Annotated in this window: 15 protein-coding genes and 1 pseudogene; 10 read left to right on the forward strand and 6 right to left on the reverse strand. The window is 35.4% G+C overall.

What is annotated here, in order from left to right; translation table 11 throughout:
• Window positions 1-41: 41 nt before the first annotated feature.
• From ACZ5QH_RS07750 to mutS, 4 genes are all read right to left on the reverse strand, one after another.
• Complete coding sequence (locus ACZ5QH_RS07750; RefSeq protein WP_303576521.1) at window positions 42-761, reverse strand: D-Ala-D-Ala carboxypeptidase family metallohydrolase; 720 nt, start codon at window positions 759-761, stop codon at window positions 42-44.
• 140 nt (window positions 762-901) lie between these two features.
• A complete protein-coding gene (gene fdxA / locus ACZ5QH_RS07755; protein WP_004721686.1) occupies window positions 902-1,225 on the reverse strand; it encodes a ferredoxin FdxA in 324 nt (107 codons plus the stop codon).
• A gap of 346 nt (window positions 1,226-1,571) precedes the next feature.
• Window positions 1,572-2,105 (reverse strand): GNAT family N-acetyltransferase, encoded by a 534-nt coding sequence (locus ACZ5QH_RS07760; RefSeq protein ID WP_419761920.1) that lies wholly within the window; start codon window positions 2,103-2,105, stop codon window positions 1,572-1,574.
• A gap of 133 nt (window positions 2,106-2,238) precedes the next feature.
• Window positions 2,239-4,893 carry a DNA mismatch repair protein MutS gene (gene mutS / locus ACZ5QH_RS07765; protein ID WP_151803461.1) on the reverse strand — a complete coding sequence of 885 codons (2,655 nt, stop codon included), beginning with the start codon at window positions 4,891-4,893 and terminating at the stop codon, window positions 2,239-2,241.
• A gap of 985 nt (window positions 4,894-5,878) precedes the next feature.
• Here mutS and ACZ5QH_RS07770 point away from each other — a divergent pair.
• From ACZ5QH_RS07770 to ACZ5QH_RS07780, 3 genes and pseudogenes are all read left to right on the forward strand, one after another.
• Window positions 5,879-6,160, forward strand: a complete 282-nt coding sequence (locus ACZ5QH_RS07770; RefSeq protein WP_419761919.1) for a site-specific integrase — start codon at window positions 5,879-5,881, stop codon at window positions 6,158-6,160.
• 256 nt (window positions 6,161-6,416) lie between these two features.
• Window positions 6,417-6,581, forward strand: a pseudogene (locus tag ACZ5QH_RS07775) (helix-turn-helix transcriptional regulator); the annotation flags it as partial.
• Window positions 6,582-7,121: 540 nt separating this feature from the next.
• On the forward strand, window positions 7,122-11,180 hold the full coding sequence (locus ACZ5QH_RS07780) for an RHS repeat-associated core domain-containing protein (protein ID WP_303576523.1): 4,059 nt from the start codon (window positions 7,122-7,124) through the stop codon (window positions 11,178-11,180).
• Window positions 11,181-12,179: 999 nt separating this feature from the next.
• Here ACZ5QH_RS07780 and ACZ5QH_RS07785 read toward each other — a convergent pair.
• Window positions 12,180-12,503: a hypothetical protein gene (locus ACZ5QH_RS07785; protein WP_303576524.1), complete on the reverse strand. Its 324-nt coding sequence runs from the start codon at window positions 12,501-12,503 to the stop codon at window positions 12,180-12,182.
• Between the two features lie 530 nt (window positions 12,504-13,033).
• The gene (locus tag ACZ5QH_RS07790; protein WP_303576525.1) at window positions 13,034-18,112 is read right to left on the reverse strand and encodes a hypothetical protein; all 5,079 of its coding nucleotides are present in this window, start codon (window positions 18,110-18,112) and stop codon (window positions 13,034-13,036) included.
• 1,269 nt (window positions 18,113-19,381) lie between these two features.
• Here ACZ5QH_RS07790 and moaA point away from each other — a divergent pair.
• The 7 genes from moaA to ACZ5QH_RS07825 all read left to right on the forward strand — a co-directional run bounded on the left by moaA (window position 19,382) and on the right by ACZ5QH_RS07825 (window position 26,673).
• The gene (gene moaA / locus ACZ5QH_RS07795) at window positions 19,382-20,440 is read left to right on the forward strand and encodes a GTP 3',8-cyclase MoaA (protein ID WP_034614120.1); all 1,059 of its coding nucleotides are present in this window, start codon (window positions 19,382-19,384) and stop codon (window positions 20,438-20,440) included.
• A 95-nt stretch (window positions 20,441-20,535) separates the two neighbouring features.
• Complete coding sequence (gene moaCB, locus ACZ5QH_RS07800; protein WP_034614123.1) at window positions 20,536-21,459, forward strand: bifunctional molybdenum cofactor biosynthesis protein MoaC/MoaB; 924 nt, start codon at window positions 20,536-20,538, stop codon at window positions 21,457-21,459.
• Window positions 21,456-22,673, forward strand: a complete 1,218-nt coding sequence (locus ACZ5QH_RS07805) for a molybdopterin molybdotransferase MoeA (protein WP_034614126.1) — start codon at window positions 21,456-21,458, stop codon at window positions 22,671-22,673. Before moaCB ends, ACZ5QH_RS07805 begins: the two co-directional genes overlap by 4 nt.
• Before the next feature lie 34 nt (window positions 22,674-22,707).
• Window positions 22,708-23,331: a molybdenum cofactor guanylyltransferase gene (gene mobA, locus ACZ5QH_RS07810; protein WP_034614128.1), complete on the forward strand. Its 624-nt coding sequence runs from the start codon at window positions 22,708-22,710 to the stop codon at window positions 23,329-23,331.
• Window positions 23,332-23,379: 48 nt separating this feature from the next.
• Window positions 23,380-23,631: a MoaD/ThiS family protein gene (locus ACZ5QH_RS07815; protein ID WP_004820361.1), complete on the forward strand. Its 252-nt coding sequence runs from the start codon at window positions 23,380-23,382 to the stop codon at window positions 23,629-23,631.
• Between the two features lies 1 nt (window position 23,632).
• On the forward strand, window positions 23,633-24,112 hold the full coding sequence (locus tag ACZ5QH_RS07820; RefSeq protein WP_034614131.1) for a molybdenum cofactor biosynthesis protein MoaE: 480 nt from the start codon (window positions 23,633-23,635) through the stop codon (window positions 24,110-24,112).
• Window positions 24,113-24,243: 131 nt separating this feature from the next.
• Entirely contained in the window at window positions 24,244-26,673 is a 2,430-nt protein-coding gene (locus tag ACZ5QH_RS07825; RefSeq protein WP_303576526.1) for an FdhF/YdeP family oxidoreductase, read from the forward strand.
• Window positions 26,674-26,706: the final 33 nt, after the last annotated feature.

Consider the following 26,706-nt stretch of genomic DNA (forward strand, 5'->3'; position numbering starts at 1 on the left):
AAAGAGATCTTATTGATCTCTTTTAAATTGAATATGGGGTATTAAAAATTACACATTGAGCTATTACGGGTGAGATCAGGTCCCCAAGTACGATATCCTTGAGTATCAATATGGATTTGCCCTGAAGCATACAGTCCCAAGCCCATGTTTAAGCTTTGGCCATACTGCGACCAGAACTGGCATAATTTGAATTTGGTATGTTCAATATACGCATAGTCTTGAGGTTGCGGATTTTCTGGCCCAATACGGAAATCAATGGCTGAATTGAATAAGTGACGTGAAGATCCAGCACCACCGGCACATTGGTTTAAAGGTAAGTCTCGATATACCGAGGTTACAGTAAAATCAGTCAGAACTTTAGAGGCAACCAAGTATTTAAATACTTTTAATGTTGGTAATTGATTACTCCAAAGCTCACGGCTTGGAATCATATATTCAGACTTACCACACTTGTCCCAATCCCGTGCAGTTTTAAATAACTCAAAACTAGGAATAATATTTCCAGCATTATTTTGTTCAAGAAAACGTTCATAATCACGTGCACGTGACTGATTGTCTCCATAGATCAACCATTGGCCATAAGATGAAGGCATCGTTTTAGGAGGAATGGGGCGCTCAATCGTAATTTTTTCTTCGGGGATGTAAATACGCTGACCATGCGACGTGCTAATTGTTGGATTCTTTTGAGGGGAAGATGTACATCCAGCCAGAATCATTGTAGTAACACCGACAGCAAGTAAACCTTTCAAAATAAATTTCATTCTCAATATTAGCTAAAGCAAGTAACAGGTTATTTTAGTCTAGTTTGGCGCGTGTATTATGGATAAATTGCAAATAAATGTACAATTTACATATTAAAATGCAAAAAGATCAGCCTAAGCTGATCTTTTTTATACAATACTTATTTTTCTAAGTATTGTAATTTATCGGCTTTACCATTCCACTCTTCACGATCTTCAGGTTGATCACCGATTTGAGTAATGTTTGGCCATTTTTGAGCAAGTTCAGCATTTAGTTCAATAAATACTTCTTGACCTTCAGGGAGTTCATCTTCAGAGAAAATTGCATTTGCAGGACACTCAGGTTCACATAGCGCACAGTCAATACATTCGTCTGGACTAATGACTAGGAAATTTGGACCTTCATAAAAACAGTCTACTGGACATACTTCTACGCAGTCTTGATATTTACACTTAATACAATTTTCAGTGACAACAAAGGTCATGGCGTCAGCTACCTAAAAATATGGTTCTAATTAATAATGCTGTATTTTAGGGAAAACGCCGCAAACTAACAATTGCTTTTATTGATATTTAATATAGAAGAACCTGCTAAATCAATTTTTTTTATAGAAAATTCTCCTAACTTGTGATGAATTATGCATTTTTTAAAATATGCGCTGTTATTTTGATGTGGCCATAGGTGAAAAAATGCTAAACATATTCAAAAAAGAACATAAATATGAGACTAAATCACAGAAGCGAAATGGGATTATCGCCTTCGTGTGCTGGTTTTTTAGTCAGTCATTATCTTTAGAATTATTTAGAGCTGTATTTTCAGTATCCGTTAGATCATGACAATGTATAGATAAGATGAATATCTTCAGGTTCTAATTCCCATAATTGTTGATCAGGTTTTTCTAAGACCTGCGCGCCTTGTTTAAGATAAAAGTCGACAGTACGCTGGGTTGGTGTTGCTGAAATATACAGTTGTTGTGCACCAAGTTGCTCAGCTGATTTTATCGCTGAGTGCATGAGCTGTGTACCAAGACCAAGACCTTGATGATTTGCATCGACATAAAAATATTGTAATAGCTTCGCCTCTGGATAATCAGTGATGACTTGATTAGATACCAGTTGCACACCAATTAATCGATTCAATTGATTAAATGCGCCCACACATCGTCCACCTTGAATAAGATGCTGCTTTAACAACTGGGGATCATTTTCTAAATGATATTCATCCCAGCTTTGCACATCATAAAAACAATCGACCAAATGTAATTTTTGCTTTTCTTGTAGATACATTTGAGTGATTAATTCACGTCGATCAATATGTTGCCAAATGAGATCTATATCGGAAAGCTGCAGGGGCTTGAGTGAAATATTGATATTATTCTCCTAAAACTGAGTACTCAATCACCTATTATGGATTGCTCTTTAAAGACCAATAGACGCAAGTTATTTCCAGCCTAAGTAGAGAATTTCAAACTTACTTAGACTGGATAGCTGTTACTGCTTATGCATTTAGTGCTGCTTTTAATGCATAGAGGTGATCTAGCGCTTGGCGAGGCGTTAAATCATCGACATCAATATTTGCTAAAGCATCGAGTACAGGTGATGACTTTTCAACTTCAACGACTTTTTCAATCTCAATGATGTGTTCAAGCTTTTCAGGTTCAACGGTTTCAACTTCTGCAAATAGGTCATTTTGTACAACGGATTGCAATTGTTGCTGTTGTTGTTTCTCTAAAATTTTTAAACGCTTTTGCGCTTCTTTAATCACTCCAGCAGGGATCCCAGCAAGTTTTGCAACTTGTAAACCATGACTTTGACTGGCAGGACCTTGTTGCACTTTATGCAATAGAATCAAATTACCATTTAACTCTTTGGCAGTCACATGGTAGTTATCAATTGCCACTTCTTTTGAAAGTTCAGTTAATTCAAAATAATGTGTGGCAAAGAGACATAAACATTTGATTCGTTTGGTCAGATCAAGTACACATGCCCAAGCTAGGGATAGCCCATCATAAGTACTTGTACCACGACCAACTTCATCCATAAGCACCAAAGACTGATTGGTTGCATGGTGCAAAATCTGAGACGTTTCGGTCATTTCCACCATAAAGGTAGATTTACCCGTAGATAAATCATCAGCAGAGCCTATTCGAGTAAATATACGGTCAATTGGTCCTAACTTCGCTGTTTTAGCTGGGACGAAACTACCACAATACGCCAGCAAACTAATCAGAGCAGTTTGACGCATAAAGGTTGATTTTCCGCCCATGTTTGGCCCTGTAATGATCGCCATACGATGATTGAAATCGAGTAGGGTATCATTGGGGGTAAATGGCGTTTTACTGAGTGACTCAACTACAGGGTGGCGACCTGCGGTAATTTTGATCCCGATTTCTGGGCTGTATTCAGGTCGATTCCAATTATTCAAACGGGCTTGATGGGCAAAGTTTGCCAATAAGTCGATATGAGCAATCGATGCACTCATCATTTGTAAATTGGCAATATCCGCTCTTAATTCTTCCAGTAACATTTCAAAGAGTAGTTTTTCTCGCGCAAGCGCACGTGATTCACTGGAAAGTACTTTATCTTCAAAAGATTTTAATTCTGGGGTGATATAACGCTCGGCATTTTTCAGCGTCTGACGACGGATGTAATGATCAGGCGCTTGTTCTGCTTGGGCACGGGTGAGTTCGATATAGTAACCACTGACACGGTTATAACCAATCTTCAGGGTATTAATGCCCGTGTTTTCTCGCTCTTTGATTTCTAAATCAATCAGGAATTGGCCTGCATGGTCACGAATTTTACGCAGTTCGTCAAGCTCATCATCAAAACCTTCTGCAATTACATTGCCATCACGCAATAGTACAGGAGGATGTTCAACAATCGCAGACAGTAAACGTTGGTGTAATCCATTAAAATCGCCCAATTCTTCATTCAATTGCACAATCAATTTAGATTGCTGAGTCTCAAGAATCGGTTGGATTGCATGTCTTAAAAATGGGATTTGTGCACATGCTTGACGAAGCTGCACCAAATCACGAGGACGTGCACTGCCAAGTGCAACACGACTTAAAACCCGTTCAATATCGCCAATTTCTTTTAAGACTAAGCGAACAGGACTTTCATGGTAGCCTTTGAGTAAAGTATCCGTTGCATCTAAACGTGCATCTAAGATTTGAGTATCACGAATGGGTTGCATCAAGGTACGTGCCAGTAATCGTCCGCCCATTGCAGTTTGGCAATCATTGATTAAGCTAAATAGCGAAGTACCGTGCTCAAATAATGGATCAATAATTTCTAAATTACGGCGTGTAACAGGATCAAGTGCAATAAAATCTGAGCTTTGTTCTAATTTAATTGAACGAATATGTGGTAACGCAGTTTTTTGAGTTTCTTTGGCATAATGAATCAGTGCAGCGGCAGCCGCTTTAGCCAAGGGTAGATGGTCAATACCAAAACCAGAAAGTGTGGAAACTGCGAATTGGTCACATAAGGTTTTTTGTGCGTTATTTAAATTAAAATCGACATTGGGCCGTTTGGTAATCGGGCATTCAATTTGTCGTTTAATATCTTCAATAATATTTGGGTCGACTATGTCCTCATCGACCAATATCTCACTTGGCATTAAGCGAGCTAATTCAATCGCCAAGCTTTCAGATTTAAATTCTTGTTGTTGAACTTTAAAAATACCCGCACTTAAATCCAGTAGTGCCATACCAATTTGGTTTTGTTGAAAGCAGATTGCAACAAGATTCGATGCTTGTGTTGCGGTTAACAGGGCATCATCGGTCAATGTTCCAGGGGTAATAATTCGCACCACACCGCGTTCAACAGGTCCCTTACCTGTGACTTCACCAATTTGCTCACAGATGACAACCGCTTCGCCTTTTTTAACCAAACGCGCCAAATAACCTTCTGCAGCATGGTATGGAACACCCGCCATTGGAATAGGTTCACCATTTGCTTTACCACGATGAGTGAGGGTAATACCCAAAAGTTTTGCGGCTTTTTTAGCATCGTCAAAAAACAGTTCGTAAAAATCGCCCATGCGATAAAACATTAAAGAGTGTGGATGCTGCATTTTTACTTTTAGATATTGCTGCATCATAGGGGTGTGGGAGGATAAGTCAGCCATTGTTTCCATGCTATTCATGTATGTTAAATCTCTAAATTTAAATAATAAATAAGTTTATTTTGAAAGTTTGGCAATCTAACCAATTCTAACAACTTCTGTGCAAATCTGACCTAAGCAAAGGAAAAAGCATAGCTTTAGTGTACTTTTGTTCGTGCCAAAATTGAGTCAACAATGTGTGAGGAAACAAATTGGTTTCTCTCGGCCGTCATCTTAACAAATTGAGGCTGATTCACAAAAAGGAATCCGAAGATGAGTGCGGAAATTAGCAACAAAAAGAAAATGGCATGATCTGCTCGTGCTATTGATAAGATGAAGAAGAGGGATGCCGTAAAAAGTGATATCGGTGAATATTCAGGTTTGAGAGTGGTTTGCGGTAAGACTGGTTTGAAAAGCTTCGTTTATCGTTATAGAAGCCCGATAGATAATTCTTTGAAAAAAATTACGGTAACTATGCTGAATTGGATAACTATCCTGACATGTGACTTGAGGCGCTTATCGAACTTCAGCGTTTGATGTTATTAAGGTCACAAGGTGTTTGTCCAGTAACTGAAACGAAAGCATAAAACTGGTAATCAAAAATAAAAAAGAAAAACTATCAGAAACTAATAAAATATTAACCGTAAAAGACGTAGTTGATCTTTATTTAACTAAAGTGATTATTGATTCACGCTCTGGAGTTAAGAAAAATATACAAGGTGCGCGAAAATTAAAAGGAAAACTTGAAGCAAGATGAACTCTATATGCTGATGTAATTGCAGTTTTAGGCCATATGTAAGTTGAAAGTGTGCTTAGAAAGGATATTGTAGAGTTTATTAAAAAGATTATTGATCGCGGAGCTTAGGTACAGGCAGGGCGTGTGTTATCGCCTATGATTACGCAACCGGTTTAGATTATTTTTCTGAGCGTTTTGTCGAATTATCGAAACAATGTGTAGAGTACTTAAAAACTCTTCCACGTTTGAATAGCCTTTATTTATTTCCGTTATTTTGCACAGGAAAACCAATTGCTCAAAAAAACTTTGACTGAAACAAAGTGGGTATTGAAAGGTGAATATAGAGCCAATAATCATAATTTACAACCTGACCAGTTATGGCCAGAAGATATGGAAGATTGGAATCCTCATGACTTAAGAAGGACATTGAGAACTAATTTATCTAGGTTAGGATATCCAACGGATATTGCTGAAGCTATATTATGGCATTCTAAAAAAGGAATAAAAGGGACATATAATTTGCACACTTATGAAAATGAGTGTGCAACATTGTTACGAAAATGTGCTGATTAATTGGAGTCTTTAGGGAGGATTTATAGAGATTGTTTCAATCTGACCATTTCTAAATTGTATTAGTTTAGATGGTATAAGATAGATGTTATATGGCACCACTTTTGTTAAATATTGGAAAATATCTTGTTTTTACAAGAGATTTTTGTTGTCTATACTTTTGTTTCACATAATAATCCACATATAATTTTGGATTAAAATAGTCTAAATAAGAATAATTCAGAAGGTTTTGGATAATAGATAAATTGAGTTTAACTTCAGTAGAGCCACAATCTATTTATTGCTAGACCCTAAATCAAAGTATCACGATGCCAGATTTCCTCAACAAATTAATCTGAGCAGCAATCGAGTAGGCTGGATTGCGCATGAGGTAAATACGTGGATTGTTCAGAAAATCAGTGAACGTCGAATTACTACAATTTGAATAAAAAGCTATAAATAGGATTGTTGTCCCATCAGTTGTAATACAAGCGCATAAGCAAAATCATGAGAAATTGATTCTGCAATGAAGAATGCTTGAGGTGGGTAAAATCTAAGACTTGTTTACGAAAAAAATTTGATCATGAAAGATAATTTCACTATTTGGATGAGGATATTCTTGTATGTAGAGTGACCTACCTATACATTTCAACCGTTTAATTGAAACATCCTTGAATCTTGATGCAATAAGATTGGCTTCACAGATCCATTTATCGAATGTTGAATAATCAATTGATTAATGTTTGAATTCAGGGCTGAATCGTATTTTTTCATTTCAATCTCTAAAGATTAGAGTTAGGTTATCTTTAAGATGGATCATGTGTTTACTTTTTTTAATATCAGGTACTTTAAATATTTGTATAACAAGAATGGGTAGAAAACATTAAATAGTAATGAAAATCATTATTAATTATGTTATTGTTTGTATTTCCGAGAATTTATACTTTCACTAATCAAAATGCAAAAATTACAATTTAAGAAACTAATGTTAACACTATTAAGTGTGAGTATTTGCAATGCAAATGCTAATGAAGTTGGTCAATTACCTGTAATAAAGGTAACAGCTGTTAAAGAAACTAAAACGAAAGAAGAGCCTAAGTTCGAGTGTTTCTTTCCAGAGGATTATGAATGTTATCCTTTTGATCCACCACCCAGTCTTCTTCAATATACTCGTCCATCAACAATTGAAGATTCTGAATATAACGATTGTGAGAAAGTTGTTGGTAATCCTATTGAAGTTTCAAATGGGAATAAGCATCAAGAGGTTGTCTATTTTAAATCTAAAGGAGAAATGCCATTAGAATTTATACTTTATTATGATACCTCTGCTAAAGGTGATCTTGATCCTAACCGTGAAAACAGGATAAGTGTTGGATGGACTGATAACTTTACTTATTCACTTCGAGTAAGTCAAAATGGGCAGCTCATTCGTAGATTACCTGATGGAAGTGATTATTATATTGATGAGCGGTATGCAGTTAAAAAGATAGATGGGGATTGGTATGTAACTCTTCCTGATGGCGGACAGGAAATTTATGGATCAAATGGTGTACTTTTTAGTAAGAAGAACGCACATGGTGTTGGATGGACTTTAAGTTTTGAGAATATTTCTTATATCAAAGCAACACATACTAATGGAAAATCAATAAATTTCTATAGGAAGCCTAATGGGAGATTTTTGGGTAAAATTAGTAAAGTGACGGATCCTAATGGAAATACTTATGATATTAACTATGGAAGCCCATATTTATTAGATACAAAATTCCCAGACGGAACAATTTACAATTATCACTATGGTGAAAATGGCTCAAAACCCTATCTTTTAACAGGTATATCAATTAATGGTAAGCGATTTAGTTCTTATGGATACAATAAAAACATTGCTATTCAAAGTGGGCGAAGTGATGGGTCGCAAGTAAATAAATTTGAATATGGTAAAGACTATACTATAGTAACTAATCCGCTAGGAAGTGTTACAAAATATATTTATACAAATGCTCAAAAAAATAAATTATTAAGGATGGAGCGTAGTGGGGTAGATAGTTGCCCGAATAGTAGTGCTATGACTACTTATGATCAATTAGGTATGATTGCGATAAAAAAAGACTGGAATGGTATAGAGACACATTATCAACGAGATAAATTTGGGCGAGTAATTCAGGAAACATCTGGTATAAAGAATGGGAATTATAATAATGCGATCACAAAAAAATATACTTGGAGAAATTTGCCAAGTTATATTACTAAAATTGAATACTTTAATGCTAGTAATAATTCTTTAATAAAAACTGTAAGTTATGATTACTATGAAGGTCATAATCGTATTAAAAGTATAAAGACTTGTGCTCTAGATTCATGTAGTACTGTTGGTTATGGATATTCATTTCATGAAAATAAGATTCCACAAACTATTGCCATTAACAACAACGGAAAAGTAACAGTTAACTTATATGATTCATCAGGAAATCTATTAGAGATTAGGAATCCTTTGGGGCAAATTATTACTTATAGTAATTATGATGGCTTAGGAAACGTAGGAAAAATTGTTGATAGCAATGGATTAATTACTAATTTTTTGTATGATAGCCGTAGTCGTATCATTAAAGAAGAACAAATATTAGAGAATAACCAAACTCGAACTCAAACATTTAAATATGGCCCATTTGGCGCAACTGAAATTGATCGTAATGGAAGTAAAGAGATTATTTATTACAATGATAATGGCACAATCACTCAAATTACTCATGGTAGCGCTAGTCAAGTTTTAAGTAGTCAAGAGTTTAAATATTCAAATCTTGGACAACTCCTCAGTGTCAGTTTTAAAGAAGGTGGTTCGGTTCGTTATTCTAAAAGTAATCAACATAATCAACTGGGATGGACAACCGCAGACTTGGGTAACAATGGACAAAACCAGCGTTATGAATATGATGCCAATGGAAATGTTATTAAAGAAACGGATTCATTGGGTAATATCACTTCATACTCTTATGATTCACAAGGTAATATCAATTTAGAGAGTCGTAGTGATGGTTCGACTATTCTATATAACTATGATGCTGTTGGGCAATTGATTAGTGTTAAAGATGCTAAAAGCAATACAACAACATATAGTTATGATGGACTTGGTCAACTGTTATCAATCAATAGTCCAGATACAGGATTAACCAAATATCAATATGATCCAGATAGTAATCTGATTCGTTTAACGCGTGCAAATAATGTCAGCACAACATATAGTTATGATGCGTTAAATCGCCGAACTAAAGCGCAGACAGGCGATCAGATCCAAAGCTGGGTTTATGATAATTGTAGCAATGGTGTTGGTCGCTTGTGTGCAACAGCTGATGGGGTTACTTCTACAGGTTATGGATATACCAAAGATGGTCAACTTTCTGTACAAATTAAAAATATAGCTAGTGTTAATTACTCAACTTATTGGAACTATGACAGTTTAGGTAATTTGATTGGAGAAAGCCGTGGGAGTGAAAATAATAAAGTCATTTATGAATATGATGGATTAAATCGAGTAAGTGCGGTTAAATTCAAAACAGCAAGCTCAACACAGACGATTGTCAACAATGTGACATATGAACCCTATGGTGGAATCAAAAACTGGACCTATGGCAATGGTTTATCACGACAAGCTAGCTATGATCAGGATTACCGCCTAATTGGTATTACTGCTCTGGGAGTGCAAAATCTTAGCCATCGCTATAATGCCAATAATTGGATCACCCAAATCAATAATGGCTTAGATAACAATAAAACTACCAGTTATAGCTATGATGTACTTGGGCAATTAAACCTTGCTTCTTCAGCCCAATATACCGAACGCTGGCAACAAGACAGCAATTACAATCGAACCAACCGCATAGGCAATACCAATGCCGTAACGAACTATATGCTTGGTCAGGGAAATCGTTTAACTAGTACAACGGGTGCTGAAGCGAAAAACTTTAGTTATGATGTATTGGGTAACCTAACCCAAAAGACTGGGTATGGGGGAACGGTTAATTATACCTACGATGGCTTTAACCGTCTGAAAAGCGTAAATACAGGTGCTACAGTAAGTTATGACTATGATGTCTTTAATCTTCGTAGTCGTAAATCTGGTAATGGTGGAACCATCAATTATATCTATTCACCGGATGGCCGATTACTCGCTGAAAGTCCTTTATCTACATCACAAAATGGCAGTTTAGCGAAAAACTATATTTGGCTAGGTGGTCAACCGATTGCTGTGGTAAGCAATAATCAATTCTATTATATCCATAATGATCACTTAGGTCGTCCAGAAGTCATTACTGACTCAAATCAAGCTGTGGTGTGGAAAGCTCAACTTAGCAGTTATGACGGTGCTGTGGTACAAAGTAGTATTGGAGACTTTAACCTCGGTTTTCCTGGGCAATACTATGATGCAGAGAGTACACTTTGGTATAATTGGAATCGCTACTATGATGCCAGTATAGGGCGTTATACTCAGAGTGATCCGATTGGATTAGCAGGTGGTTTAAATACATATACTTATGTAGAAAATAATCCAATTAGTTATATCGATGAAACTGGTGAAATTGGGATGTTGGGTGCTGCATATGGTGCAGTTGCTGGTGGTATTGGTGGTTATGTTACTGGTGGATGGAAGGGAGCTATAATAGGTGCAGGTACAGGAGCTCTCGTTGGTGCTGTAAATCCATGGGCTTCACACTATGTTGGTGCCGCGGCTGGATCTGTTGCTGCGAATATAGCGGGTCAAGTTGTTGGTAATAAATTATCGAAAAAAGATATAACTGATCCGTGTAATTATAATTATTTTGCGATTGCCGGAGCTGCTATAGGTGGTGCTGTTGGTGGGCCTGCGAATCAAGTTGTTGCAAGGTATGCGCCATACATGAGAGTTAATATGATTGGAAAACCATTAGGAACACCAGGTGTTAATAGGACTCCAGGGCTGGTTGTAGGAGCAGTTGTAGAAGGTGGTATCGTTGGAGCTGGTGAAACTGGCGGAAACTATATACAGAAACAATATGAAGGGAGTAAAAAATGATCTGGTTGAATACTTTTGTTTATTTTGTGTTTTATAGTATTCTTCTTTTAATAGGATCTTTTTTGTATGGTCAAGCTCTTCTATTCTTCGTGAAAAGAAAATCTATTTTTAAGAATTTTTTTATATTTTTAACATACATTTTTTTTATTATTTTGATTGTATATCCTATTATTTTAATTTTTGATTTAATCAAAGATTTTCATTTTTATATTTCAAAGAATAATTATTTTTTATTTTTTGTTCTAAGCTGTTTTATTCTATCAATTATACCGATGCTTATACTTTTTCGAATAAAATATTTAAAAAGGCTACAATTATTTGGTTTATTCAAAAACTAAATTAAAATAGTGAATTTACAAGAAGGCCACATTCAATGAGGCCTTTTTTGTATTTTAAATTTTTCAATAAATTATATTTTATTGATTGTAAATTGAAGTATTTAAATTTAAGTCCATTATTAATTTCGAATTAAACTTTGAAGATAACAATCTACTTTTTTCTAAAAAACTGTCGTATAATTTCATTATGTTTCTTAATTCTAAGTGATTTTTTAATCACTCCTAAAAACAGCCTATACGAATTATAAGTAAGGATCACCTTGATAATTTCAAATCAAATGAGGTGTATCAATTAAAAGATTGTTTCTTATGCTATTCACATCATTCAGTTTCAGCAATGATAAATGGATAAATATGAGCAATCTAAACATTCACTTAAGTTGGAACATTGACACTCTAAAAATTGCCGATTATCCTTGGCTTGCTGACCTACATTGTCAGTCGGTTTTGGCTGACCAGAATTAACAAAGCCTTCCATATAAGAGATTCCCCTTATATGGAAGGCTTTAGATTTGTATGTTGAAAGTATAAAATCTCCTTCAAAAACAAATCATTTTTACTTAATAATAAAGTTCATTAGTGCATTTTAAAAAGAAGAGCTTAATAAAAGTCATTTATTACATTGTCTAGCTTTTTTAGCTAATGCAGGTAAAGATAATTGTTATTCTTTTATCTGTTTTTCAGGAATTAAAATACTATAATTCTCAGATAAATAAGTCTTTAATTGAAAATTTGTAACATTAATTCCTGCACATTTATAGTTTCCACAGGCTAAGTTATAAACATAGATTTCTTTATTATTTTCATTTAATATACCAATACCATTTATTAATGTAATTGGAGGGTAGAGTTGTACCGATAGTAAAGAAGCCTGTAATTGAGCTTTTTTTAAAGATTTTGAAAAGTCGTTAACTCCTCGATGATGAAAACTTAAATAACAGCTAAGCAAGAGTATAGAAAGAAATAAGTAAAAGTAAGAAGTCATGATAAATGTTATGATTTTTGTAGCTAAAATACTTTTAAGGAGTGGATTTTTGTTTTTAAAATCAAAAGAAATTGAGTAATATTTTAATTTTAGTTTTTTTTCGCATTGGTTTCAGGTTTCCACCAATACCATACAAAAAAAAGATAGTAGGTAAAATAAAAAAATGAATTAAGTATTTTTAATCAAATCGATAATTTTATTCAATAAATCTATGAAAATGCTTAATAATTCATTGGCACCTAAGAATGTTACTTCATTGTTATTTAATCCTAGCGCAAAAACGTTTGTTTCAGAAATTTGGAAAAGCCCAAAGTAATAAAACATTTGACATCCAAAGCATAAAGCAGGTAAGTAAATTATAAAAAAGAGAGTCTTTTAATCCAATCTTGCATATTTATTTGTTTCTCTGAAAATAGTTAAGGAGAAGAATGATTGTAAATTTATAATTTGCCAAATATATTATAAATAATTATCTAGAAATTTTTTATTAATGTTAATTACCATGCTATAGAACATTTTTTATATCCGGTTTAATTGATTAAGTTGTTGAATAATTTTTCTGCTGCATCATCAAAACGATCTACTTCATCTTCAGTAAAACATTCAAAATTAGACGTGTTAATTAGTTGAGATTCAATTGTAATGTATGAAGAAGGGTGTCGCTCTAATATACGCAAAATATCTTGTTTATGAGAATACGTTAAATCTGATTTAAGGACTGTAGTTAACTCTAATACTAAATTTGGTATAAATTCAAACCGTTTATGGTTAGTAATATAGTTAAATCCACGCCAAATTTGAATGTTATAATTTACGTTAATTTGTGATGTCTTATTAAAAAACTGGACAAAACGAGAAAATAGTTTTCTTAATACAAGGTCAATATCATCAGTATTAACTTCAGCGGCTAACATACATAATCCCTCAAATATGTTGGAATTACCAGATAAAACCAATGGATTGATAAATGAAATAATACGACTATCAATATATTTTAAAATCCACCTAGACTTACTATATTCACAGATTGCTGGTATCAATATTTTTTTTTCTAAAGCCAAAGCTCTGTAAAAATGTTCTGAGTCATTTTGGAGCCCTAAGAACTTGATATAACTATCTATATATTGATCATAGTAGGCACCCTGTAAACCATCTTCATGCCAAGGTATGTATACCTCGTACTGATTTGCAGCCGCAAGTGCTGGTCTTAATAAGGTTTTTAATTGCATAGAGCTAGATTTTTCACCAAAAGTTGAGGATCTTTTAGCAACAGTATAGCCGTCACTTGTAAAATCAAGTTGCGGTTTAATACTCTCAATCATAGTAGATCGCTCATAAGGAGTATTAAGTAGAGTAATTAATTGTTCAATTTCTTCACGAGTTAAAGGTGAAAACGCAAAATTTTTATCTAATACTAGCTGTGGTTGCTCAAGCCCATTTAAAATATCATTATAGTTTAAGTAGATCACTGGTGGTACTGAAATGGAGGAATCAGCGTCAATAAATTTATCCTCATGTTCAATCTCTTTATTTTTTTTGTTCATAAAAAGATTGTTTACTACATTTTCTACAATTGGATGCTCTTGCCATGGAGTTAACGACAAAATTCCAAGAATTTTTTCTAAACTATAAACTTTAGGTTGTGGTATTAAATGAAGTTCTTTTAAACATCTTATTGCAAACCAAACATAAGATGATTGAGCTAGATAGTATTCAAGCAAATCAGTTTTATTGCATAATCGTAGTGATCTTAAAGTTGCTGCATGTAGTATAGGTATATGTAACTCATTAATAATTTGATCTAGTATTTTTGTTTGTGGTGGGTATTCATTAGAAGTTAAACGTTCAAATAACCAGTCTGCTATGTCATCTCCCGTGGGGAGATCATATTTCATAAGGCAATCTTCCCAATCCTGTTCAAAAACCCAACCCCAAATGTAAATAAAGGAATCTTTACCTCTTGAAAGTGAGTCGATTATATCATTACCACAAGTCAACAAACGTTCAGATACAATGTTGTGAGCCAAAAGACTTGAGTTATTATCAATTATTAATGGCGAATGTTCTTTGATAATATTCGGTACAATACTATTCAGTGCAATATCAAAAGGAAGTCTTCCCGCAGCTAAAATTGCAGTACGTCGTGTTTGCCAAGGAAGATTTTTATTACAGGCTAATGAAACAATTCTTTCAGCAAAACTTATGTCACGAGCCCTCATTGCAAGTATACATTTCCACAATTCAATAGTTGGTGATGTGAATTTTATTAATGATAAATCTGAAGTATGAGTTGAACCTGATGCTACAATTGCGGTAAGTATTGTAACCGCAGTATTGTCGTCAACTTCTAATGCTAGTTGTTTAACTAAATATGGCAAAGCTTTAGTGCTTCGTTTTGTAGATAAAACTAATGCTGCATGTCGTCTAATTATTACGTCTGTATGGTTTAGACTATTAATCAATAAATTAAGTGTTTCTAGGGTGCTTAACTCACCTAGTTTAACTAATAATATTGCGTCAAGTGTACGATCATTTTCTGAAGCTAATCTTGCTTCTAATAATGGAATTGCCTCTGGAAAAGGTTTTTCTAGACTCTGCATTAGAAACCAAAAATTCCAGCCAGTATTTAGTGGCTCTATCTTCTGAATTCTTCTATACAGCTCTCCTATGTCAGCATCGTGTGCAAGAAGAGTGGATAAAGCTGTAATTCTTTTATCTAAAGCTAGATTTGTATCAAAAAAGTCATTTTCATAAATAGATTTATTAGGTAAAGATGGTAATACAGATGGTAGTAAAGATATGAATGCTGATGTACTATTTGTCCTTGGCTGGAGGGAGTTACATAGTTCTGGAAGACTAGGCTCAGCTAAAAAAAGTAAAATTCGTAATGCATTATTTATAACTATCTCATCAAAATCATTTTGTTTAATTATAGCAATTGAATTTTTAGTTAAATTGTCTTTATTTTCCCAAATGTAATCTTCGAAAACATCCAAACATGCTGATTTAGTAACAAGAATTTTATCAATATCAACATTTGGAAGTGCTGCAAGGAATTCAGTTGTTTTTGCTATGTTGTCAAATTTTTGATATAGATTTATTTTGTTGTTTGTTCTAAAGTCACTTTTCCTCATTATAGGATGTGTTGTTATAAAATTAAAGACTGGTTTTAATATATCCCGACGCCAGTCCAATAGAAGAATAGGAATTAACTTTCTTTTAATTTCAGGGCGTTGATTTTCAAAAAGATTCAATATACTCGGGTCAATCATTAAATCAATCCGATGTGCAGCCATAGTAAACCAGTCAAGTACTGAATTTTCTGGATCTTCCACTTTCTGAATTTTTATTACGAATGTAATTAAAGTATGTAACTTGGTTATATCAAATTCTAAAATCATCCTCATTATTGATGTTGACCAATGAAAATCTTGCTGAAAACGGTTAGGCTGAATTTTTATTAATTCAAAAAGCTGTTCTATAAAATGAGCGTTACCTATACACTTTACAAGCTCTGGTAAAATGTAGTAATCAGTAACTTTTATTTCCGAATTGCTAAGCATATTCAGAATATCTTTTTGCGTAATAAGATTGTTTTTTAAAATATATGCTTTTAACGACCATATATCTTTACCTTTTAGGAAAGCGTCTTTTGCAACTGCATGTGCTTTAATCAAGTTGCCAGATTTTTCAAGATGAAAAATTTGTGCTGTTATATTGCCGATTTCTGCATACCATTCAGCCAACTGTACATGCGTAGTTCGATAAATATCTAATGAAATAAAACTTTCAAGTCCTGCACGAACTGTTTCATGCATCTCATACAGATCATCTCCAGTTTTACGAAGTAAACCAAGTATTAAAAGCTCATGAATAGCTTCTCGTATGTTCGCTGTAGGGAAAATCTCTATAGCTTCAGTCCTACTAAATGGTAAAGCAAAACAGGTTAGTTTTTTAGCAGCAATAACTAGAGTTGGTGAAACACGATCAAAACGTTTCCTTTCAGCCTCTGCTAGCATTTCATCAGCAGGTATTTCAGCGATTATTCTCATATCTTCTATTGTTTCGACATGGGCTAATGTTTGTGCAAGACTCACTAGCAATCCTGTTTCTCTTCCAACTGTAATGCGTTGATAGATCCACAAGAGCTTTGATCTATCCACATCTTGATGCTGATATGTTACGAGTTGAACAAATTCTTCAAATTTAAATCCAGGGATATTGAGTTGTTCAATTTTATATAAAAGTTTGCTTGAAGAACTGATCTCACGTAATGGCATTTCTTGGCTAAAGATGGCAATTTGTAGATGCTGGCTAGAAATAGAGCTTATGAAGTGATTGAGGGCTTTCGCAAAAGAATCAGAGCAAGTTCCATGCACTAAATCGATTAATAGTATAATTTTTAGGCTGCATGAGGATAACGATTTAGCCAGCTTTTGAAGAGTATTTTCGGTTGATAATTGATTATCTATAGCTATCTTAAACGGAGTAGTTATTCCGTATCTGCGTAAGTGAAAAGCGACTCCTGATAGAACATCAATTAATGAATTATTTTCAGTTACATTAGCATAAAATACATTGCGATCAGGTTGATTTGAACGAATGTACTCTAATATTTCACTGGCTAAAGAGGTTTTACCCGAACCTGAAACACCTGTTATCTCTATGGCTTTCCCTGTAAATTCTTGAGCAATTTGTGTGACTAAGTTGGTCCTAGGCAGAAATTGAAGTCCACGCAGAGGAGGTTCTTTAATTATGACCATTGTTGGCCATACGGTACGTAGTTCGAGTTCGAAATCTTCTTTATTAAATGTTTTGTTTGTTTGTTTAGAGATATCATTAATAAAGCCTCTTAAATTTCGAAATAAAGTATTTTCAATTATATTTCTTTGTAACTGATAGTTATCCTCAAGGCGTTGATAAACTCTACTAACTACTTCTTTTTCTGTCCCATACAGACTTAATATTTTAATTCGACTAAGGATATTAGGAAGTATTGCATTAATTCTTTTAATTTCTTGAATGTATAGTTGAAAGAAACCTTCTTCTAGAGATAGTGTGTTTATAAAAATAGAAAAGGATTCAAATTTTTGCTCAATATTTAACTTTGGATCTATATTTGATGGAATTTTCCAACGTTGAATCTTACCTTTATTTTCATTAGATATATCAATTTTTTTTAGGCAATGGTCTTTTGTCATTTTATGTATAACAGTTAGATAAGCTTGTGAGCTATTTAGTGGTGCATGTTCATCAGCATCTATTAGTTCTGATAGATCTTTACTTACCTCATCACCAAGAATCCAAATTTGTTCATAATTATTATTAGTCAAATGTAAAATTGCATTTGGAAATAAATCTTTAGCAGCACTAGTGAGTGTCCAAGGTGTAGGATTAAGAACCCCCGTATTTGTTTCGGTAGGCTTTTTAATTTGTATGTATTGGCGATATTCCACACAATTTTCAATCCAAAATAGATCTAAATCATCTTCACCTTCTGGTCGAACATAAGCAGTGGAACCATGCTGATCGAAAAGATCAAATAAACGGTCAAGTATGACAGTGGCCTGATAGTCAAATCCTTTAATTGCACTAATTCCTCCTGACATATATTCCTCACATAATAAAATTAGAACGTAGTAACAAGATTTAGCGATGCTTTAAAATTCTTGTATAGCCGCCATTTGGCAGATCCAGAAAATAGTTAACTCAATAAAGTTGGTCGAATATCCATAACACTCTAAAATCAAAAAATATTATTGAAATAATTAAAGATTTAAAAAATAATTATAAGGAAGGTGAAATAGTAATCAGTTGATTTTAATACTGCAAGTATTTAATTATGTGATTTATTTTTAGCCCAATCGATCACATATCTCTTATGTTTTTATAGATACTTGCCACACAAGTAAGCGAACTAAAAACAAAATTATAAATTTTACCTAAGTGTATCTTTAGGTATGCCTTTTAATTAATTTTTAAAAAATTTATTTAATATCAGATATAAAATACTTATGCATCATAGGGGTGTGGGAGGATAAGTCAGCCATTGTTTCCATGCTATTCATGTATGTTAAATCTCTAAATTTAAATAATAAATAAGTTTATTTTGAAAGTTTGGCAATCTAACCAATTCTAACAACTTCTGTGCAAATCTGACCTAAGCAAAGGAAAAAGCATAGCTTTAGAGTACTTTTGTTCGTGCCAAAATTGAGTCAACAATGTGTGAGGAAACAAATTGGTTTCTCTCGGTCGTCATCTTAACAAATTGAGGCTGATTCACAAAAAGGAATCCGAAGATGAGTGCGGAAATTAGCAACAAAAAGAAAATGGAGTGTTCTGTTTAACCGAATCGCTTGTGGAGCGATTTCCTGATATTTTTGCCTTTCAGCTTTATTCGCTAAGTTGAGTATAAGGTAGAGCAGACTGGAAATAACATTTAAAAGGATAGACATATTCGAGATGATTAGGAATTGGAATTAATAAAAAATGTGATAAAAACAATGACCTGAATATTAATCAATATTGAGACGCTGTATCAAAATAAGTTTGGTTTCTTTCATATTTGCCTTTGGCTTGTGTATACGATCACGTTTTGGATCAAAGCTATTGAGAGATTTCATCAATTTATCAAGGCCTGACAGTAGAAGATGAATGGCTTGTATGATAGGTTTTAGATATGGGCTTGTTGATTTGTGAATGATATTGCTGAATAAGGTCATACGGACTGGTTTTACAACAAAGTTTAATAAGAAAGGTTGATTAGGCTTTGAATGAGCAAGGTGTAGGGTACCTAGATTAGGTGTTATTACTGGTTTATCTATTTTTGCCACGCAACTTTAATGAAGCAAAACTGTTTTTAAGGGCTGAGAAATAAAATGATGAAGGTATCAAAACAAAGCTCTGTAAACATAAGTTCTGAAACAAAAAGCCAGTTTGAATCTATTTTATCAGCACATTTACCTGAATCGAAATTAGTTGATCAGTTTCAAAGACACAAAAGAAAACTAAGAATTTCGTTGACTGATCGATGTAACTTTAAATGCAGTTATTGTATGCCTGATCATCCGAGCTGGTTAGCTAAACAGGATATTTTAAGTTTTGAAGAACTTTATAGATTTTGTGAAGTGATGATTAAGCTTGGCATTACTCAAATTCGTTTAACGGGTGGCGAGCCGTTGATGCGAAAAGGGCTGGTTAATTTTATTTATACGCTCAATACGTTAAGACCATTAGGTTTACAGCGTGTCTCAATGACGACGAATGCTTATTATTTAGAAAAATATGCAGTTGAGCTAAAACAAGCTGGGCTTGATGATCTAAATATAAGTTTAGACAGTATTGATCCAGACACTTTTTTTAAAATGACTCAAAAAACCTTAACACCCGTATTAAAAGGAATTGAGGCGGCAAAAGCTGCAAATATCCCAATTAAACTCAACTGTGTTTTGGTCTATGGAGAGAATCATCAGGAAATATTGTCATTAACTGAGTGGGCTTATCAAAATGACTTTGAACTACGATTTATTGAATACATGCCATTGGATCAACCTGAGCATTGGAAGCGTGAGAAAGTCGTGGTTGAGGATGACATTATCAATATACTTTCGCCACATTTTCGCATCGATAAATTAGAGCGAAATAATAACCCAGCCACAATATATACACTCAATCAAGGTTTTAAACTGGGTATTATTTCCACCATCAGCAAGCCTTTTTGTCAAAGTTGTGATCGTTTGCGTTTAACCGCGACGGGTGAGTTATTTACATGTTTGTTTGCCAATACAGGTATTTCTGTCCGACATTTATTGGATAAAGCTCAGGGAAAACAATTGATAGCAACAATTTTGGATACGGTTTGGCAAAAAAAGGCAGGCTATATTGCTTACCAAGCTGCACCCATTCGTAAGATTAGTATGCATTCTATTGGCGGTTGATTTTATACATAGAGATAGAATTGTATATGCTTTTTTTATTTGAAATGAATCGTTTATTGTGAAGCTGTATATTATTTAAATTGACAGGGTTTTTTATGAAAAATGTAGGCATGAAGCCTGAGAGTTATCGTATTGCTACTGCAAGTTCAGAGTTATTCGCGCCTCCGCATTGTTTACAATTATTAGCAGAGGGTAATACTGAAAAAGGCGATGCACTAAAAACAGCACGAATCGCAGGGATTCTTGCAGCCAAACGTACCGATGAGCTTATTCCGCTTTGTCATCCTTTACCTATTTATCGAGCTGATGTCGATTTTGAAATACTAGCAGATCGCGTCAAGATTACGGCAACCGTAGAAACGATTGCGCCAACTGGTGTTGAAATGGAGGCTTTAACTGCCGCAAGTCTGGCTGCGCTTACGATTTATGACATGTTGAAACCGCATTGTGAACCAGATGAACTGATGATTGGTCATTGCAAACTTGAATTGAAAAAGGGCGGGAAATCGCACTATAAACGTCATCTTCGACAAGCTGTATCAGCTGCGGTCATTGTGTTATCAGATAGTGTCGCTTCTGGCAAAAAACCTGATACAGCGGGACGTTCTGTGGTTGAAACCTTAACTGAGGCTGGATTTGATCCAATTCACTATCAAATCATCGCTGATGAGCCTTTGCAACTAAAACAATTGATTTCAGAATTGGTGCAATCTTATGGATGCATCATTACGGTGGGTGGGACAGGCATAGGTAAGCGCGATATTACTGTCGATACGATAGAACCATTATTGGAACGAGAGCTGAATGGCCTGATGGAAGCAGCACGTGCTTTTGGTCAAAGACGGACACCTTATGCTGCAATGTCTCGTGGTGTTGCTGGTTTTATTGACCGATCATTGGTCATTACTTTACCAGGCAGTCGTGGTGGCGCTTCTGAATCTATGGCAGCGATTTTACCTGCTTTGGTGCATATCTTTGATGTATGTCGAGACTTACCACACCCAGGAGGTTATGAATGAGTTGTTCTGGTCAAGGATTAATAGGTTTAGATCAAGCATTGGCAGCTTATTCTACGGTTGAACCGCGAGCGGTTCAGACTCTGTCACTGGTAGAAGCACATCAACATTATCTGGCACAAGATGTTCTGTCTGAGATTGCATTACCTCTATTTACTCAGAGTGCAGTAGATGGCTATGCCTTAAAAAGCGAAGACATTCTTGCCGGTATTACCGTGTTTGAATTGGTTGGAGAAATACGCGCAGGTATTGAAGAAGATGTTCAGATCGAGTCTGGACAATGTGTTCGAATTTTTACAGGCGGTAAATTGCCAGATTCGGCTGATACGGTTGCCAGACAAGAAATAGTATCTAAACTAGATAGCCGAATTAGCTTAAATCAAGCGCTTAACAAAGGGACGGATATTCGTTATCAAGGCGAAGAATTATCTATTGGGACAATATTGGCAAAGCAGGGCCAATATCTAAAAAGTGGCTTAGTTGCATCACTAAGTATGGCAGGGGTAAAAGAGGTCAGTGTTTTTAACCGTCCTCGTATTGCTGTATTGATTACAGGCGATGAAGTTAGCAAAAGTCTTGATAATAGCGCTCAGGTTTTTGATGCGAATTCGCCAATGGTTTTAACATGGTTGAAGGAAAGAGGTTTTTACTCGATCCATTTAGAACATGTGATAGATGACGAAATTGTCTTGAAAAAGGCTTTAGCAAATGCCTTAGATCATTACGATTTAGTTATCACGACTGGCGGGGTTTCAGTTGGAGATTATGATTTGATTCGTCCTGTTTCTCTTGCATTAGGGGCAAATGAAATTTTTTGGCAAGTTGCTCAGAAACCAGGCAAACCGATTTATTTTGCTGAATATAAAAAACCAAACCAGTCTTCCTATTTATTAGGGTTGCCGGGTAATCCAGCAGCAGTATTTATTTGTTTAGAAATCCATGTGTTGACTTTGCTTAAAGCAATGCAAGGTTTAAAAGAAGCCAAACCAGAATGGGAGAAGGCAAGCTTAAGCGAAGCTGTAAAGGGTGATAGTCGAGAACAACTGTTGCGTATGAAACTGAATGTTGATGAGCAAGGGCAACTTAGTGTTTCAAAACTCAAAAAACAGCAATCGCATATGCTAAGTAATTTAAGTGAAGCGAATGTCATTGGTCGAATTCCAGTGTTTAACAATACTGAAAATTGCCCCAAATTCATTGAGTTCATTCGTCTTTAGTATTTTGAGTCTGATACGCTTGGGTAACAATAAAATGTCTCAATATCCAAATACTGACTTAGTCATTTTAGCTGGTGGTCAAGCTAGACGGATGCAAGGTAAAAACAAACTTTTGCAGCAGTTTGATCATGAAATGCAACTGCTTAAAATCTATCGTCAATTTTGTGATGAGGTTGCGAAAATTTGGGTAAATAGTCATCAGGACTGTATTGTTTATCAGGAGATCATCGCTGAAATAGCCTGTTTTTCAGATGATCAAGCGGGATTTTTAGGGCCATTAATGGGAATGAAAAGCGCATGGGCACATGTAACTACAGATTATATTCTGTTTATTCCTTGTGATATTACTTTTATCCCTAAAGATGTCTTATCAAAAATGCATCAAACTTTATTGGAGGCAGAAAATTCTCAAGCTGTATTTATCTCTATAAACGAACAAAACCTTTACCCCTTTTGCTTGTTGAAAAGAGACAGCTTAGCTACGCTTGAAAAGCATTTGGCTAACGAGCAATTAAGTATTCGAAAGTGCTTTGATGATTTAAAGCCACAAGTCGTTAAATACGAAAGTCCTATAAGTTTCCATAGCATTAATTCAGAACAGGAGTTAAGACTATACCGTGAAGAATTACATATATTCAGTCATTCAAAATCAAGTTAGTTCACCCTAAATACTCATTGTGGCGCTATGGTTAAGTAAAGGTGTTAAATGGCAGAGATTCAAATTAAGATTGAAACTTATGGTGCAATTGAAAGACTGTTACCTAAAGATTTAAATTTTTCTTGTGTTGAAAATAGTATGGTCTCAGAAATTTTGCAGCAAATTTCTGATCAATATCCTGATTGCGCTAGTCTTTTAGAGAAGTGCGCATGTGCGATTGGTGAAGAAATTATTCCCCGTCGACATCGATTAACAAACCATTGTACATTGGTTTTATTATCCCCTGTAGCAGGAGGCTAACATGACAAATGGATTTCGGATTAAGGAAACGGATCTGAGTTTAGATGATTTTAAAACCATCGATGATTTTCCTGAGTGTGGTGGTATTGGAATTTTTATTGGAACGGTTCGAAATCATCATGAAGGTCGCAGTGTTAAGGCACTAAAATATACTGCTTATACGCCCATTGCTGAAAAAATGATTCGTGCAATTGAGCAAGAAATACAAAACAAATATGCAGTATCATATATTCAGGTCATTCATAGAATTGGCGCTCTAGAAATCGGAGGCAAAGCAATCATCGCAGTGGCTTATGCGCCGCATCGAAGAGAAGCTTTTATGGCGTGTGAAGAGGCTGTAGAACGTGTAAAACATGAAGTTCCAGTCTGGAAGGAAGAGTTTTACTCAGATGGTTCCAGTGAATATGTCGCTGGCTGTTGTATCCGAAAAGATGACGATGTTTCGCATAAACATCTTCATTTGAATTCACATTCTCATTAAGTCGTTGTAAATTAAGCAGCTTAAGTTATAAGAATGATGAATGATTATTATGAAAAGTTACCATGTAAAGTAAATGAATTTTTTCTTGAGCTGATTTTTTAATCAGATAAGCCATTAAAGAGGGCACTCAAATGAACGATTTAGAAAAAAATAAACCTGAAACAGAAGGCCAAGAACGTCATATTCAGGAGAATACCAATTTCGCGCGTATCGAACCCTATACGCACCCAGCTGGTGGTTGGGGCGCTTTGTTGAGTGTTGCCAGAAATTTAAAAAGGCAAGAAGTCTTTGCCAAAGGCTCAATTACATTAATGAATATTAATCAGCCGACAGGTTTTGACTGTCCTGGTTGTGCATGGCCTGAAAAAAAAGATACGCACGCATTTAACTTTTGTGAAAATGGTGCAAAAGCTGTTGCATTCGAAGCAACCAGTAAGCGAGTTACTCCAGAATTTTTTGCGCATCACACGGTGAGTTGGTTGGCTGAGCAAAACGATTTTTACCTCGAAGATTTGGGACGACTCACAGATCCAATACGTTATGACGCGGCTATAGATAAATATGTCCCAATTTCTTGGGATGATGCATTTAAGCTTATCGCTCAACATCTTCAAGCTTTGGATCATCCAGATCAGGCTGCATTTTATACATCTGGCCGGGCAAGCAATGAAGCGGCTTTCTTGTACCAGTTATTTGTCAGAAGTTATGGAACAAATAACTTCCCTGATTGTTCAAATATGTGTCATGAAACCACCAGTATTGGTTTGAAGGATTCAATTGGGCTCGGCAAGGGGACCGTTACTTTAGATGATTTTGATCAAGCGGATACCGTATTTAGCTTTGGGCATAATCCTGGTACCAACCACCCTCGAATGTTAGGAACTTTACGTGAAGTATCGCGTAGAGGTGGAAATATTATTGCGATTAATCCAATCAAAGAACGTGGGTTAGAGCGTTTTCAGGATCCTCAAGCAGCAATTGAGATGATGACGAATGGCAGCACGCCCATTAGTCGCTTTTATTTTCAGCCGAAAATTGGTGGAGATTATGCGCTTCTGTTAGGTATGATGAAGCATCTTCATGAATGGGATAAGCAGGCAATATTCGCAGGTAAAACGGGGGTATTTGATCGGCAGTATATTGCTGAGAATACCGTTGGTTTTGATGAAATGTTAAAAGAAGTTGACCGAACAGAATGGCGTGATATTTATCAGTATTCAGGCCTCTCTCCAGAAAACTTAGAATCAATTGCTAAAATGTTTTGCGAGTCTAAGCGTTCAATTTTTTGTTGGGGAATGGGCATAACACAACATAGACACGGCACTGCGAATGTTCATATGTTGGCTAATTTACTTTTGGCGAAAGGACAGATTGGTCGTCCGGGAGCAGGCCTATGTCCAGTTCGTGGGCACAGTAATGTGCAGGGTGATCGGACCATGGGGATCAATGAATTACCAAGTGAAAAAATGTTGGATGATATTGATCGTGTTTTCAACATTAAATCGCCACGTAAACATGGCTATGGTGTGGTAGAAACGATTAAAGCGATGTATGAGGGCGATGTTAAAGTCTTTATTGCTTTAGGTGGGAATTTTGCAGTTGCGACACCTGACACCCCATATACTCAAGAAGCGCTAAAACGCTGCTCGCTGGTGGTAAATATCGCAACAAAACTCAATCGTAGCCATCTCGTGTGTGGTAAAGACGCCTTGGTTCTTCCATGTTTGGGCCGTACCGAACTTGATAAGCAACTGAAAGGGAATCAGGCGATCTCAGTTGAAGATTCAATGAGTAATGTTCATTTGTCCGCTGGACGGAATGAACCTGCATCAAAGAACTTGCTTTCTGAACCTGATATTGTTGCACGAATGGCTGAAGCGACGTTACCTGACTCTAAAATTAAATGGCGTTGGTATGTTGAGGACTATGATCGTATTCGTGATTCTATTGAAGAGGTTTTTGAGGAATTTAAAGATTTCAATGGACGAGCCTATCAACCGGGTGGTTTCCATCTTATTCATCCTGCCAATGTTAAAGTTTGGAATACCCCCGCGGGTAAAGCACAATTCCTGATTACGCCATTAACTCAAGTCTATAACGATCAAGAAAATCAATTTTCTGCCCAGTATACGAAGAGCAAAGTCTACACTTTAATGACGATTCGTTCGCATGATCAGTACAATACCACTTTATACGGCCTAGATGACCGCTATAGAGGTGTGTTTGGCCAGCGCCGCGTATTATTTATAAATCAACAAGATATTGATGAAGCTGGTTTTGTTGCTGATCAATGGGTTGATATTGAAAGTGTATTCTCTGATGGGGTAAAAAGAGTCGTGAAAAGTTTCCGAATCGTTCCCTATAACATTCCACCAGGAAGTCTGGCCGCTTATTATCCTGAAACCAACCCACTGGTTGCGCTTTCAAGTCATGATCAATATGCCAAGATTCCAGCTTCAAAAAGTGTTCCTGTTATTTTACATGCTGGCGATGCACCTGAGCACTTCAATTTATTTAATGAAGTCGATCCTGAGAATGCAGAAAAAAAGGTTGAGATTTAATTATTTACTGGTTTATTGCAGGAAACGTGAAAT

It is taken from the genome of Acinetobacter sp. Ac8, from assembly GCF_055392545.1.